This window comes from Flavobacterium sp. LM4 (assembly GCF_002017935.1).
Classification (GTDB): domain Bacteria; phylum Bacteroidota; class Bacteroidia; order Flavobacteriales; family Flavobacteriaceae; genus Flavobacterium; species Flavobacterium chungangense.
In genome coordinates this window covers 524,201-539,432 of sequence record NZ_MUFW01000003.1, presented here as the reverse complement: position 1 = coordinate 539,432, position 15,232 = coordinate 524,201, and the positions used below count along the sequence as shown (strand labels likewise).

Genomic DNA, 15,232 nt, shown 5'->3' with positions numbered 1-15,232 from the left:
AAGACATTTGACTTTAGACTATTATTTATTTCTGGTTTCTGGTTTCATCGCTGATTTTTCGGTCTTCATCGTAAGAGTCGGTGCGATAATTTTCCTCATCACCTTCCAGTATTTTAAGATAACTGTTGTAGCGTGACCATGTAATTTCATCTTTTTCCAAAGCTGCTTTTATGGCGCAATGAGGCTCTTCTTTATGCAGACAATTATTGAATTTACATTGATCTTTCAATTTAAAAAATTCAGGAAAATATCCGCTGATTTCTTCTTTTTCCATATCAACAATTCCGAACCCTTTAATTCCGGGAGTATCAATGATTTTTGCATTAAAAGACAAATCATACATTTCTGCAAAAGTTGTAGTGTGCTGCCCTTGTTTACTGGCTTCCGAAATATTTTTAGTTTTAAGATGAAGTGATGGTTCCATTGCATTTACTAAAGTCGATTTTCCTACGCCGGAATGTCCGGAAAACATGCTTACTTTACCAATCATCATTTCTTTTAGTTCATCAACTCCTTTCATTTCTGTAGATGAAACACGCAGGCATTTATACCCAATTTGCTGATATACATATTGCATATACAATTGGTCATCCAGAGTTGTTTCATCAAAAGTGTCAATTTTATTAAAAACCAATATGGTCTCTATATTGTAAGCTTCGGCAGTTACCAGAAAGCGATCTATAAAATTAAAAGTAGTGGGTGGGTTATTAATTGTAATCAGCAAAAATACCCTGTCTATATTGGATGCAATGATATGCATCTGATGTGACAGATTAACTGATTTACGAACGATGTAATTCTTTCTTTCGTGAATATTATGAATCATACCTGTGACGGCATCCGAAGTTTCTTCCAATTCATAATCGACAATATCACCTACAGCAATAGGATTAGTGCTTTTGATGCCTTTCATCCTAAACTTCCCTTTCATACGGCATTCTATAAAATCGCCTTGTTCAGATTTTACAGTGTACCAGCTTCCTGTAGATTTATATACGAGTCCTGTCATTCAAATTGTAGGTTTTAGATTTATTCTTAAAAAATAAAAGGCAAAATTACGTTTTTTGAATTCAACAACGAAACTTCGCCTTTTAAAAATAAATATGAATCTCCTAATAGGATATGTTTACCAAATAATTTCGGCTAAAACATCATTTTCTTTGACTTTTCCAAGCTGAATTGTTTTAAGAATTTTAGAGGTCTTTCCGGATTTGGTAGTGTAAATCTCAACCATAACCGTCGCAGGGCCATTTTCTGTTAATTCATTTTCTCCAAAATAGTTACTTTTTATTTGGTATTTCCCTTTCACTGCATTTCGAATCAGATATTGTTCAGGACCATACCCTTGTGTAAAATCTTTTGAAAAGCTTGCCCCAGATTCTGTTACTTTATGTCCATAATAACATTCTTCACCCGTGGGTTCAATAATATGCAAATCCAAATCAACATCCATCAAGTTCCAGTTCATGATAATTCTAATATCGACCGGCATTTTATCAAGATATTTTTTATCTAATTTTCCGGTTTTCAAATCAGTATGTTCGATAAGCATTCGGTTTAAATCCATCAAAATAATATCTTCAACCCCTTGATATTGTCCGCTCATTTCTCCATAATAATTCACTTCCAAAGTTTTTACCAATTGATCAAAAGCTTCCTGATAGTTACCTGCATCTTCCAAAGCCAGTGCATAATCTCTTAAACTTTGAGGTTCATGAGCTCTCCATTTAGCAACTTGTTTCGCTGTAAATGACGCATCTTCAAAATCCTTCCATTGGCGCAAAGTATAGGTTAATGTTTTATAAAGCTGATGATTTTCTAATCCTAGATCTGCAATATTACTGATTACCTGCAGTGCTTTTTTTACATCTCCCTGATTATAGAAAAAGTGCGCCACGTCAAAATAAAAACTCGGGTTTCTCTCCTGAGATTTTCTCAATTCGAAATACAAATCATATTGTTTTTGTTTTGGTGCCGATGCCAAAGCTTTTAAATATAATCTGTCCGGGTTCCATGTTTTGGTTTCGTTTTGAATTGTATTACCATTTTTAGTAGTAACCATTATCACTCCATTTGACGCCCTGCTCCCATAAATAGCAGTTGTAGAAGCATCTTTTAAAACATTAATTGAAGCAATATCATCTTTATTTAGATCTTCTATTTTACCTTGATAAACTTCTCCATTTACAATTATTAAAGGCTGATTTGCAACTGTGGAATTCCCTCTTATTCTTATACTATTATTTGATGCCTCTTCTACTTCAACTCCGGCAACTTTATCCGCAAGTGTTTGTATTACATTATTTGAAAGTCCTGGTGCTATAGTTCTTTCCGGAACGTAAGAAACTGATTGTACTGAACCTGTAAGGTCTGATTTTTTCATTGAGGCATAACCCATCACAACTACTTCTTTTAATTCATTCGTTTGTTTATCACCGTCTCTGTAAACCTCTTCAGATTTCACAACCGTAGGTGCTACAAATAAAACCTGATCAACTTTTGGAGCAGGAGGAGGCGAAGCAACTGAATTATCTTGGACAATCTCAGAAACAGGTCCCGATCCAACTGGTTCATCAACAGTCAAAACAGCATCCGGATCACTCTTAATCGTTTCATAAACCACCCCTTTCTTTTTCTTAGACTTTGGCAAAACTTTTGGAACCACATATTTTATATCTTTTTCCCACCAAGAATTTAATCCTTCAAAATAGCTGTCTATATTTTCCCAGTTGTTTTTTTGTTTAGCGAGATTGGTATCATGTTCCTGCTTTTTGATTCTGTCAAACTCAGTTCGTAATTCGGCCGGAGGAATAATATCATACATAATATAATCCCGAATATCCTCTAACACAATCAGTGAAGTGTTTTTGGTTATAATGCCGTATTTCTTTCCTAAAGATTCAATTTCTTCTGCATTTTTAGCATATTGCAAATCAAGGCTGGCTATTTTTTTCTGAGCCCAAAGTTTTTCAATATTAACATCAGTCGTGCTTTGAACCGAAGCATCTAAGGTTATTTTTCTTTCCTGAACGGCTTCATTGTTATAACCAAACAAAAGCGTTATTTCATTTTTTGAATTCAATGAAATTCCAGAAAAACTAAAGCTTCCCGAAACCGAAACCCCTTCCATCGGAAACAAATCTGTAACCGTAAAATTCTCCTTTATTCCTAAAAACTTCAAATTGTTACTTACCAATTTATCTAAAGCATTTTCAACATTCAATTGATTCAGATTAATGAAATTTCCGCTTCTTTGCATCGAAGAATAATTCAAAAAAGCAAAATCTGCCGAAACTGAAGATGTAATTGTATATACTGTTCTCTTCGTTTTTGGCAAGACATTCTCACTCAAAGAAGATAATCCGTCAGAGAAAAATAAATATTCCTCCTGATTTTCAAAATTGATTTGTGAAAAACGGGTTCCTCCATCATATTTCGTGTTCTCCAAAACGGTTTTCAATTCAGACCAGTTTCCATTTGAAATCACAAATTCTTTTTGTTTTTCGAAAGTGTAATTTAGAAAATACAAAGTCACTTTTGTGTTTTTTATCTTTTGAAAATAAGCGTCTAATAAATTTAATTCCTTTTTCAAATCACGCGTCTGGCAGCTCAAAGAATTATCCCAAATCAGACCAATTGAAGCCGGTGCTTTTTTAGCTGTTCTATTACCTTCTATAAAAGTATTTCCGTAAAAATAATGCTGACCTCCAACATTCTGCATCACGATACTTGGAATATTCTGCTGAATTGGAATCTTGAAAAGCATTTTTTCAGAAGGCTGATAATTTTCTTTTTTTAGTGAAGTCTGAAATGATTGGTTCCAGTTCGAGAAAGCAATAGCATCACCAGAATTTTCAGCAATAGTTGGTGAAGCAGAAGCTCCCAAAACCGAAACATTGATCTCAAATTTATCCAGTTTTTTAGGATAACGACTCACCAGCTGATACGACAGATTGCTTTTATCAAATGCAGAAAGCTCTTCTTCGTAACCAATAATTACGATTCGTTCTCCGTTTGGCATTAAAGGATAAATTCGGGTTCTAAAATTATTTCCATCCACTTTTTCCAATAATCCCGGATCAACCCGACGATGTTCAATGGCTTCAAAAACCTGTTTCCCTTTATTTTTATTTACCGGAACCGCTTCGCGCATTTTACCGTTAATATCAATTGCATATCTTGAAACTGAGACATTTTCCGGCAACGGAAAAATAAGTTCTGCTTCCATCTGACGAGTTCCCGAATTAAAAAAATGCATTTCGGCAGTAGTGTAGGCAATATTTCCAATTACCTTAACATTAACAAGCAGCTGACTCATTTTGACCTTTTCAGCTTCCTCTCCTTTTACGTTCAGTTCAGGACTTTGAGCAAAAACTTTAACGGCTGAAAACAGTAAAACGCAAAACAGTAATTTCAGATTAACCTGAAAAATTTTAGACGGAGATAAACACATATTTGATTTCATAACGCGAAAGTTAAGGTTGTATAGTGATATAGAGAACAAAAAATACGAAAAGGTTGGGAGGAGTGTAAATTAATTTCATAAAAAAATCCCCAACCCTTTTTGTCAAAGGGATGGAGATTCTATTTTAAATATCTGAATCATATCTGTGACATAACATTCATCAATAACAAGCTTTTAAAAAACTTAAATTATCTTATATCACTTATATGGTTCAAATTCAATTATGCATTCAATACTTTTTCCTGATGACCAATACTTTCCTGGTGGATTGCTTTGAACATTTTCAAAACAAACTCTTCAGTAAGACCTTTTTTCTCGCCTTCCAGAATCATTTTTCCTAAGATTTCGTTCCAACGGCTGTTTTGAAGAATTGCAACGTTTGCATCTTTTTTCACCTGACCAATTTCGTCAGCTACTTTCATACGTTTTCCTAAAAGCTCTAATAAGTTAGCATCCAAAACGTCGATGTTAGCTCTTAATTTAGTCATTTTTGAACTGTACTCATCTGTAGTATCATCTGTTTTTCTGATAGTCAAATCTTTGATGATTTGTTTCAAAGCATCAGGAGTAACTTGCTGAGCAGCATCAGACCATGCATTGTCCGGGTCGAAGTGCGTTTCGATGATCATACCGTCGTAGTTCAAATCTAAAGCTTCCTGAGTAACTTCGAAAATCATTTTACGATCTCCTGTAATGTGAGATGGATCAATGATTAATGGTAAATCGGGGAATTTATTTTGCAATTCGATAGCAATCTGCCATTCCGGGATATTTCTGTATTTTGTTTTTTCGTAAGTAGAAAAACCTCTATGGATCACACCTAATTTCTCAATACCTGCCATGTGTAAACGCTCAACACCACCTAACCATAAAGCCAAATCAGGGTTTACTGGATTTTTAACCAAAACGATTTTATCAGTTCCTTTCAAAGTATCAGCAATTTCCTGAACTGCGAAAGGGTTTGCTGTTGTACGTGCACCAACCCATAAAACGTCAATATCATGCTCTAAAGCCAATTTACAGTGAGCTGCAGTTGCAACTTCAGTACCCATCAATAAACCAGTTTCAGCTTTTGCTTTTTGCAACCATTTTAAACCAATTTCTCCAACACCTTCAAATCCTCCCGGACGCGTTCTTGGTTTCCAGATTCCTGCTCTGAATACACTAACTTTTGAATCTTTCAATTCGTGAGCAATTTTCAAAACCTGATCTTCAGTTTCTGCACTACATGGTCCAGCTATCACAAGTGGGTGATTTAAATTGAAATCTTCTAACCACTTTCTCATTTCTTTCTTATTTTCCATCTTATTCTAATTTACTTTTTAATTGTTAATCCGTTTAATATCTCTTTTATTTTATTTGTGCTTTCCATTTCTTCAAAAATGGCATTATAATTTTCTTCTTTCAACAAATCCCTGAACCTGCTTAGATTCGAAATATACTCTTCTAATGTTTCAATAACATGCTCTTTGTTCTGCTTAAAAATTGGTGTCCACATCGCTGGTGAACTTTTTGCGAGACGAACTGTACTTTCAAATCCACTGCCCGCCATGTCAAAAATATCCTGTTCGTCTTTTTCTTTGTTCATTACTGTTTTTCCGAGCATAAACGAACTAATGTGCGACAAATGCGAAACATAAGCAATATGTTTGTCGTGCGAAACGGGATCCATGTATCTAATTCTCATTCCGATCGAACTGAAAAGATTCAATGCTTTCTCCTGCAGTTTAAAAGCTGTCTTTTCTACTTCACATATAATGTTTGTCTTTCCTTGAAACAAACCTCTTATTGCCGCCGAAGGTCCCGAAAACTCTGTTCCTGCAATTGGGTGCGTAGCAATAAAATTTCTTCTCTTCGGATGGTTTGCTACTGCATCGCAAATTGGTTTTTTAGTCGATCCAACTTCAAAAACAATCGTTTTATCTCCAACGGCGTCCAAAACTTTAGGTAAAACGGTAAGCGCAACATCAACAGGAACCGAAACAATTACAAAATCTGCTTTTTGTAAATCTTCAAAACTTCCAGCTTCGTCAATAACTCCAAGATCAATTGCTTCCTGCAAATGTTGCTCGTTACTATCGATTCCTAAAATAGTAGCATCAGGATAACGCCCTTTGATGTCTAACACCATTGAACCGCCTATTAATCCTATTCCTATTACATATACTTTCATAATTCTTTTTATTTGAAGCTGTTTCCTGCTATCCGCTGTATCTTTTATGGTGACCCCCACCATAAAAGGATGCCGCTTCTATCAGGGCTAGGGCTTCATGTTTTCATAAGAGCTTTAAACTTCCTGAAAGGTTTTGAAAACCTTGCAGGAAATCTTAGTACTTAATTCTAAAGTCTCAATACTAAAACCTATCTATCGCTTCCTGTACTTTTTCTTCTTTTACACACAATGAGAACCTGATATACCCTTCGCCGTTGCTTCCAAAAATAGTTCCCGGTGTAATAAAAATATGTTTCTCGTATAATATTTCGTCAATGAACTTCTCTGCTGATTCGATTCCTTCCGGCAATTTTGCCCAGACAAAAAGTCCAACCCCTTCTTTATACACTTTACAGTTTAATTTTTCTGCTAGCTTTTCGGTTAATTCTCTACGGCGTCTGTAAATTTTGTTTTGATCTTCGAACCAGGATTTATCACATTTTAAAGCTGCAATTGCTCCTTTCTGAATTCCGTAGAACATACCGCTGTCCATGTTGCTTTTTACTTTTAACACTGCATCGATAATTTCAGGATTTCCTAAAACCATCCCGACTCTCCAGCCGGCCATATTGAATGTTTTACTCAGTGAATTCAATTCTAAAGCCACATCCTTCGCACCTTCAACCTGCAACAAACTCATCGGATTATCATTCAAAACAAAACTATACGGATTGTCATTGATCAGTAATATGTTGTGTTTTTTAGCAAAAGCAACCAATTTTTCAAATAACGCTAAACTTCCTCTCGCTCCTGTCGGCATGTGCGGATAACCCAGCCACATAATTTTTACTTTCGAAAGATCCAGTTTCTCTAAAGCCTCAAAATCCGGTTCCCAACTGTTTGCTTCTTTCAAATCATAATAAACCGGAACCGCTTCTACCAAATTGGTTACCGAAGTATAAGTCGGATAACCCGGATTCGGAATCAAAACATGGTCGCCCGGATTTAAAAATGCAAGCGAAATATGCATAATTCCTTCTTTTGACCCCATCAATGGTAAAATCTCGTTATTTGGATTCACTGCAACACCAAATTGATCCCGATAAAAATCTGCCATCGCCTGCCTCATTTCCGGTAATCCCTGATAGCTTTGATAACCATGTCCGTTTTCATCCTGAATTGCCGCGGCTACCGCTTCAATTACTGCTTTCGACGGACTCAAATCAGGGCTTCCGATTCCCATATTGATGATTGATTTTCCTTCAGACATGAGTTGACGAACTTCTCTCAATTTTGATGAAAAGTAGTATTCTTCAACTGTATCTAATCTTTTTGCTGTTGTAATCATTGTTTTCTGCTTTAGGCTTTAAGCTGTAAGCTTTAGGCTCTTTTTATTTTTGACTTTATGACTTTCGACTTTCCAACTTTAAGACTGACTTAAAGGCTTTGTATTTTTATATTCTCCCAACACCTTAAAATATTCCGCCATAATATTGAGTAACGATTTGGCTTTCGAGTAATCTTCATAATTTTCAAATGTCACATCTACGAAAAACGAATATTTCCATGGTGTTTCAATTTTTGGAAGTGACTGAATTTTTGTCAAATTCAGTTTGCAGTCACTCATTACATTTAGAACTGCTGCCAGACTTCCTCTTTTATGATCGAGTTCAAATTTGATAGACGCTCTGTTGATCTCGTTTTCAGGCAAAAATGAATTTTGCTTTTTGATGATTACGAAACGCGTCATATTATTTTTAATCGTCTGAATCTCCGGTGCTATAATTTCAAGATTATACATTTCCGATGCTACTTTACTTCCTATTGCAGCAATTCCTGTTAACTGTTTTTCCTGAATTCTTCTTGCTGTTTCGGCTGTATCTTTATCCTCTACCAATTTGATGTTTGGATATTGTTTTAAGAAATCCATACATTGCAATAATGCCATCGGGTGTGAATGAACTTCTTTAATATCTTCAATTTTCTGACCTTTCAAAGCCATTAAATTTTGGTGAATACTTAAATAATGTTCTCCTATAATGTGCAAATTATTCTTGTCAATCAAAGCATAATTCGGAATAATTGGTCCTGCAATCGAATTTTCAATTGCCATAACTGCCTGATCTGATTTCCCCGCAAGAAGGCTGTCAACCAATTCCTCAAAAGACAGACATTCATCAATATCTACGTTTTCAGAAAAATATTCCTTAACAACCTGATGATGAAAAGAACCTTTGATACCTTGTATTGCAATTTTAGCTGTCATATAGTCAAAAAAAAATCCTGATTTTCATCAGGATTGTATATTAGTTGTATTTGTCTTTTAATTTGTTTCAAATAACCATAGCACAATCCTAACTTCTACTAAAGAAGAAATAAAAATTGTTGCTAAAATAAAAACGGTTAGTTGCCATTTTGTTTGTGTTATTTTTTAAATTCTGTGCGAATGTATAAATTATTTTAACTGCACCAAAAAAAAAAATGCATTTTATGAAACAAAAAAGGATTTCTTAACAAAATTAGCTTGTTTTGTATGATATTTTAATAAATGAGGCTTAAAATGAGATTTATATAATTGGTTTTGAGGAAGATTCTAAAGTGTTTAAATTATATTGAATAAGTTTCATTTTAAAATCCTAATCCTAAAAAACTAAAACAAACCTGAAACAGGACTATTCTTAATCCCAATTTTTGAATAATCAAAATCCATTTTTTGCTGTAATAATGAGGCATACACCGACCTAAAATCAATTTGGTGTTTTAAATCGCCGTTATCCAAATCGGCTAAATTTGGATTATTGCCCAGAATTGTTCCTTTGTTATTTCCTCCAATCACAAACATTGGCGCCGCAGTTCCGTGATCGGTTCCGCTTCCGTTGTCTTTTACGCGTCTTCCAAATTCAGAAAACACCACGATTGTAACGTTTTGAAGCAATTTTGCCTGCTTCAGATCCGTATAAAAACTAAATAAAGCATCATTCAGTTCTGTAAATTTTCTTTCATGAAGAGAAAGCTGATTGTCATGCGTGTCAAATCCGCCAAGGGAAGTATAATACACTTTCGAATTCAGGTTTCCTTTTACAAGCCTTGCAATCCATTCCAGATTTTTGGACAATCCTGTTTTAGGATAACTGATTTCTGTTTTCGATTGTTTCAGGGCATTTTGAATATCATCTGAACCTTCTACAACCGAATTGGCGATTTTACGAACAAAATCCAATTGTGGATTATCGGATAGTTTTTCATTTTCCTTATTTGATTTCACCTTAAAACGATCGGGATCTTTAACAGTAATTGCATTCGGCTCCAAACCTTTCAAGGCCAGATTGTCAATCGAATCGAGATTGATTCCGGCAGTTGGCTGATGATCGTGACATTGCAGATCCAAGTAACGTCCTAACCAACCTTCGTTGATGTATTTATTGGAATCTGCTGCAGTCTGCCAAATTTCCTGACTGCGGAAATGCGAACGAACCGGTTCCGGATAACCGACATTCTGAATTACGGTTAAATCTCCGTTTTGCTGCATCTGAGCAAAATCTTTTAATGCCGGATGAAATGCCATTCCTTTATTTTTGCCCACCACTATATCTTTATTCAGGGCAATTTTAGTTCTGTATTCGTAATACAACGGATCATCGTAAGGAATAAAAGTATTCAGTCCGTCGTTTCCTCCGTTGAGCTGAACAAAAACCAGGCACTGTTCACCGATTACCAAACTACTTTGTTCGCCAAATGCATGCAAAAAACTTGGAAGCACAAGCATTCCGCCGGTAAATGTCCCTGTTAAGGTTAGAAAATTTCTTCTGTTCATGATGATAGCATTTTAAATTAACTGGTATTCTGGTAATTTGGTGATACAATTAAACAAACGCACTACTGCAAAATTGGCATTGGGCTCTTTAGGATCAAAATCATATTTAAGCAGATTTTCCATATCTTTTTGCATGGATTCGTTTACATTAAACAACAATCTGTTTGACAATTCGGCTATGATGGTTTTATTATTTCCGTTGGCGTCAAATTCAACTTTTATCTCTCTTTTCTCCAATTCTAATTTAGGCTTCGGATTTTCACTAGTCATCGAATTGAGTATTTTTTTTGAAAGCTTCCGTCCGCTGCAAAGCAGGTCCGAAGTATTATTTCGCTGCAGATAAACCTGCGAAGTCAGCCATGAATTCCCTCCATCCCAGCCTTTTACATTGACCTGATTATACAAATCCATTCCTTGCTGTTTGAGAAAGGCAACAATCATTGCCTCATCATAATCTTTCAGTTGTAACTCGTCAATAAGCTGTGAAATATAAACCAAAGGATCCTTGATTTTATTGCCCGAAACATCCTTGGCATATTCTTCGATAAAGATTTTGGTAAGCAACGGTGCTATTTCAAAATTTACTTTTTTGAAATAATCCCCATAATATCGCACCGATTCTTCTGATGGGGTATCGTAAAGAAACCATTTCAGAATTTTTCGTGTAATTAAATACGGAATGCTTTTTTGTTCGAAAATAATATCAACTAAATCATCTGCTTTCCAGTTTCCTGTTCTTCCAAAATAGGTTTTATTGCTGCTATCTTCTAAGTTTTTTCTGTAAACCCCACCTTCATCGCCATAATTTAATCCTGCCAGGGCTCTTGCACCGTTTTTAATATCTTCTTCGGTATAATTCCCGATTCCGATGGTGAATAGTTCCAGTAATTCGCGGCTTAGATTTTCATTGATTTTGCCTTTTTTGTTATCGACATTATCCAGGTATTTGATCATGGCATTCGATTTTACGATCTTTTTGGTCATTTCCTTGAAATTTCCAAAAGCATTCTCTCGCAAAATCATGTTGTGCTGGTAAATCCAGTAATTAACTTTTACTTTTTGCGAAGTGGACACGAAATGATTGTGCCAGAAACAAACCATTTTTTCACGTAAAGGAAATTCATCGTTTTGCATTTTGGCAACCCACCATTTTTTTAATTCAGCTGCAGTTAAGGTTTCTTTTCTCTGAATTTTATTTTTCTCTTCGGGATCGAGATTTTTTGCGGATTGGCGTAATTCTTTGTACTCAGCAATTGTTTTGGGACTGTCTTGTAAAAAAACAGGAAATTGGCTATCAAATTTCGAATCATAAGATTTCTTTAGAAATTTTTCTAATCCTATTTTTTCAATTTTAGCAGCTTCTTTTCCTGAGAAGCCCAATCGTAACGACCAAAGATTGCTTTTTTTCATAACAAAGAGATTTGTTTAAAGTAAGACTTTTGATTTTTGAAAAGGTTTAATTCAAATAACCTAAAGCATTATCAAGATTTAAAAGCTGTTAACTATTGTAAAACAAAATTTTCTCATGAAACTTGTCATTCCGAGGGACGAGGAATCTTCGCAAGAGACTCCGCACCAATGGTTCACATATTTTTTAGTAAAACGCATTTAAAACAAGAAAAATCTTTCTTTATTTGTGCTTAAAAAAATTTACCATGCTAATATACGAAGGCTACAATACTTATTACATCTACATTATAACAAACAAATCAAAAACTGTTTTCTATACTGGAGTAACCAACAATTTAAAAATTCGTTTAATTCAGCATAAAGAAAATATTACTGATGGAAATAAAAGTTTTGCTTCAAAATATAAAGTTGAGTTTTTATTGTATTATGAAAAATTTACTTGGATTCAAGAAGCTATTAGTCGTGAAAAAGAAATAAAAGGCTGGAGTAGAAATAAAAAAACTGCGTTAATTAAAACTCTTAATCCAGATTTGGATTTTTTGAACAATTTGTTTGATTAAAATTACTATTTACAAAGTTTATCAATCTTAAAATACTTGTGAAACTTGGAGTTATTAATCCTTAATGATTTTTCTCACCGTTTTGTCATCCTGACGGAGGAAGGATCTTCACAAGAAACTCTGCAATACAAATCATCAATCTTTGTCGAGTTTCTTGCGAAGATTCCTCATTCCTCGGAATGACAAAGATTGCGAATAAAAACAAAATGATGTAAAAAAAAAAAGCAGCTATCATTACAATAACTGCTTTCTATTACTAAGAATAAATCTTTACTCTTTATTCTATCATCTTGATTCTAAAAAAAAATTAAGACCCACACATCTCACAATCCTCAGGACCTGCTGCTTGTGCTTTTAACAACATCGCTTTGTATTCCTCAATATTGATTTCTTCAGTTTCTGCAACTAAAGCTGGTGTTTCTTCTTTTTTATCATTGTTTAATGTGAATTTAATCGCATCAACTGCTGATTTTGTTCTCAGGTAATACATACCTGTTTTTAAACCTGACTGCCATGCATAGAAATGCATTGACGTTAGTTTAGAATAGTTGGCATCCTGCATGAACAAGTTCAATGATTGTGATTGGTCAATGAAATAACCTCTTTGACGAGACATATCGATAATGTCTTTCATCGACATTTCCCAAACGGTTTTGTATAGTTCTTTTAAGTCTTGCGGAATCACATCAATATTTTGAACCGATCCGTTATGACGCATAATTTCTTGTTTCAAAGTCTCGTTCCATAAACCTCTGTCCACTAAATCATGAAGCAAGTGTTTGTTTACTACAATGAATTCTCCAGACAATACACGACGTGTGTAAATGTTTGATGTATACGGTTCGAAAGCTTCGTTATTTCCTAAAATTTGAGAAGTCGAAGCTGTTGGCATTGGAGCAACCAATAATGAATTACGAACTCCATGTTCTACCACTTCTTTTCTTAAGGAAGCCCAGTCCCAACGGCCTGATAACTCTTCATCTTTCATTCCCCACATATTGTATTGGAATTCCCCTTTTGACATTGGAGAGCCTTCAAATGTAGAATATGGGCCTTCTTCTTTCGCCATTTCCATAGAAGCGGTTACAGCTGCAAAGTATAAGGTTTCAAAAATTTCCTGATTTAATGCCTTAGCTTCATCACTTGTAAAAGGCATACGTAACATGATAAAAGCATCTGCTAAACCTTGCACTCCCAATCCTACGGGACGGTGACGCATATTTGAGTTTTCTGCTTCTTTTACCGGATAGTAGTTTCTGTCGATTACTTTGTTCAGGTTACGGGTTACACGTTTGGTAACATTGTAAAGCGCTTCGTGATCGAATTTTCCGTTTTCAATAAACATTGGTAATGAGATTGAAGCTAAATTACAAACCGCGATTTCATCTTTTGATGTGTACTCCATAATCTCCGTACACAAGTTTGAAGAACGAATTGTTCCTAAATTCTTGTGGTTTGATTTACGGTTGGCGGCATCTTTGTACAACATGTAAGGCGTTCCAGTTTCGATTTGTGATTCCAAAATTTTCTCCCATAATTCACGAGCACGAATCGTTTTTCTACCTTTTCCTCTAAATTCGTAATCCGTGTACATGGCTTCGAATTCGTCTCCGTAAACATCATATAATCCAGGACATTCGTTAGGGCACATTAAAGTCCATGATGCATCTTCCTGCACACGTTTCATGAATAAATCAGATGTCCACATTGCAAAGAATAAATCTCTTGCCCGCATTTCTTCTTTTCCTGTGTTTTTCTTTAAATCTAAGAAATCAAAGATATCCGCATGCCAGGTTTCGATGTAAATCGCAAAGCTTCCTTTACGTTTTCCACCACCCTGATCTACATAACGTGCTGTATCATTGAATACTCGCAACATCGGAACAATTCCGTTTGAAGTTCCGTTTGTACCGCGAATGTAAGATCCTGTTGCACGAACGTTATGAATAGAAAGACCAATTCCTCCTGCTGATTGCGAGATTTTTGCTGTTTGTTTTAAAGTATCGTAAATACCATCAATACTGTCATCCTGCATAGCCAAAAGGAAACAAGAAGACATTTGTGGTTTTGGAGTTCCAGCATTGAACAACGTTGGCGTTGCATGCGTGAAATATTTTTTAGACATTAAATCGTAAGTCTCAATTACCGATTTTAAATCATCTAAGTGAATCCCTACCGAAACACGCATCAACATATGCTGTGGACGCTCAACGATTTTTCCATTGATTTTCAACAAATACGAACGCTCTAAGGTTTTAAAACCAAAATAATCGTAATTGAAATCTCTGGTATAAATGATATGAGAATCTAAGAAAGCTGCATTTTCCTGAATCACTTTATATACGTCATCAGCAATTAATGGTGCATCCTGACCGTTTCTTGGATTTACGTAGTGATACATATCTTTCATCGTTTCTGAGAACGATTTTTTAGTATTTGAATGCAGGTTTGAGATTGCCACACGAGCTGCCAATTGCGCATAATCAGGATGTGCAATAGTCATAGAAGCCGCTGTTTCTGCCGCAAGATTATCAAGTTCAGATGTAGAAACTCCGTCATACAATCCTTCGATAACTCTCATGGCTACCTTAACAGGATCTACAAGCTCATTAAGCCCGTAACACAATTTTTTGATTCTTTCTGTAATCTTATCAAACATTACCGGCTCTTTGTGGCCATCTCTTTTTACTACATACATAAGCTTACTTTTTTAGTGTTATTGAAAAAATTAAAGTCACTGGAAAACGAATTCCAGCACTTAAACATTGTGTGATTTTTAATTATTTTTTGAGAATTACATCATTCTCAATAGCTACCCTATTCCAATCTGA

10 protein-coding genes are annotated in these 15,232 nt (G+C 35.1%); 1 reads left to right on the top strand and 9 read right to left on the bottom strand.

The annotated features are described in order from the left end of the window. Positions 1–25: 25 nt before the first annotated feature. From rsgA to BXU10_RS19720, 8 genes are all read right to left on the bottom strand, one after another. Positions 26–1,009 (bottom strand): ribosome small subunit-dependent GTPase A, encoded by a 984-nt coding sequence (gene rsgA / locus BXU10_RS19755; protein WP_078229225.1) that lies wholly within the window; start codon positions 1,007–1,009, stop codon positions 26–28. A 117-nt stretch (positions 1,010–1,126) separates the two neighbouring features. Continuing rightward, positions 1,127–4,465, bottom strand: a complete 3,339-nt coding sequence (locus BXU10_RS19750) for a VIT domain-containing protein (RefSeq protein ID WP_078229224.1) — start codon at positions 4,463–4,465, stop codon at positions 1,127–1,129. A 221-nt stretch (positions 4,466–4,686) separates the two neighbouring features. Next, positions 4,687–5,769, bottom strand: a complete 1,083-nt coding sequence (locus BXU10_RS19745; protein WP_078229223.1) for a bifunctional 3-deoxy-7-phosphoheptulonate synthase/chorismate mutase type II — start codon at positions 5,767–5,769, stop codon at positions 4,687–4,689. Positions 5,770–5,780: 11 nt separating this feature from the next. After that, positions 5,781–6,638 carry a prephenate dehydrogenase gene (locus BXU10_RS19740; protein WP_031455270.1) on the bottom strand — a complete coding sequence of 286 codons (858 nt, stop codon included), beginning with the start codon at positions 6,636–6,638 and terminating at the stop codon, positions 5,781–5,783. A 181-nt stretch (positions 6,639–6,819) separates the two neighbouring features. Next, a complete protein-coding gene (locus BXU10_RS19735) occupies positions 6,820–7,965 on the bottom strand; it encodes a pyridoxal phosphate-dependent aminotransferase (protein ID WP_078229222.1) in 1,146 nt (381 codons plus the stop codon). 78 nt (positions 7,966–8,043) lie between these two features. Continuing rightward, positions 8,044–8,883, bottom strand: coding sequence for a prephenate dehydratase (locus BXU10_RS19730; protein ID WP_078229221.1), 840 nt, complete (start codon positions 8,881–8,883; stop codon positions 8,044–8,046). 384 nt (positions 8,884–9,267) lie between these two features. Next, on the bottom strand, positions 9,268–10,431 hold the full coding sequence (locus BXU10_RS19725; RefSeq protein ID WP_078229220.1) for a DUF1501 domain-containing protein: 1,164 nt from the start codon (positions 10,429–10,431) through the stop codon (positions 9,268–9,270). A gap of 12 nt (positions 10,432–10,443) precedes the next feature. Beyond that, positions 10,444–11,841: a DUF1800 domain-containing protein gene (locus tag BXU10_RS19720; protein ID WP_078229219.1), complete on the bottom strand. Its 1,398-nt coding sequence runs from the start codon at positions 11,839–11,841 to the stop codon at positions 10,444–10,446. 245 nt (positions 11,842–12,086) lie between these two features. Here BXU10_RS19720 and BXU10_RS19715 point away from each other — a divergent pair, with 245 nt between their 5' ends. Then, positions 12,087–12,401: a GIY-YIG nuclease family protein gene (locus BXU10_RS19715; RefSeq protein WP_078229218.1), complete on the top strand. Its 315-nt coding sequence runs from the start codon at positions 12,087–12,089 to the stop codon at positions 12,399–12,401. Between the two features lie 307 nt (positions 12,402–12,708). Here the strand turns inward: BXU10_RS19715 and BXU10_RS19710 are convergent, their stop codons facing one another. After that, on the bottom strand, positions 12,709–15,099 hold the full coding sequence (locus BXU10_RS19710) for a ribonucleoside-diphosphate reductase subunit alpha (protein WP_078229217.1): 2,391 nt from the start codon (positions 15,097–15,099) through the stop codon (positions 12,709–12,711). Positions 15,100–15,232: the final 133 nt, after the last annotated feature.

Bases quoted from the DNA above. Each gene is read 5' to 3' on its own strand.
- BXU10_RS19730 (WP_078229221.1), bottom strand. From the start codon at position 8,883: ATGACAGCTAAAATTGCAATACAAGGTATCAAAGGTTCTTTTCATCAT.
- BXU10_RS19745 (WP_078229223.1), bottom strand. From the start codon at position 5,769: ATGGAAAATAAGAAAGAAATGAGAAAGTGGTTAGAAGATTTCAATTTA.
- BXU10_RS19725 (WP_078229220.1), bottom strand. From the start codon at position 10,431: ATGAACAGAAGAAATTTTCTAACCTTAACAGGGACATTTACCGGCGGA.
- BXU10_RS19720 (WP_078229219.1), bottom strand. From the start codon at position 11,841: ATGAAAAAAAGCAATCTTTGGTCGTTACGATTGGGCTTCTCAGGAAAA.
- BXU10_RS19750 (WP_078229224.1), bottom strand. From the start codon at position 4,465: ATGAAATCAAATATGTGTTTATCTCCGTCTAAAATTTTTCAGGTTAAT.
- BXU10_RS19710 (WP_078229217.1), bottom strand. From the start codon at position 15,099: ATGTATGTAGTAAAAAGAGATGGCCACAAAGAGCCGGTAATGTTTGAT.
- rsgA (WP_078229225.1), bottom strand. From the start codon at position 1,009: ATGACAGGACTCGTATATAAATCTACAGGAAGCTGGTACACTGTAAAA.
- BXU10_RS19735 (WP_078229222.1), bottom strand. From the start codon at position 7,965: ATGATTACAACAGCAAAAAGATTAGATACAGTTGAAGAATACTACTTT.
- BXU10_RS19740 (WP_031455270.1), bottom strand. From the start codon at position 6,638: ATGAAAGTATATGTAATAGGAATAGGATTAATAGGCGGTTCAATGGTG.
- BXU10_RS19715 (WP_078229218.1), top strand. From the start codon at position 12,087: ATGCTAATATACGAAGGCTACAATACTTATTACATCTACATTATAACA.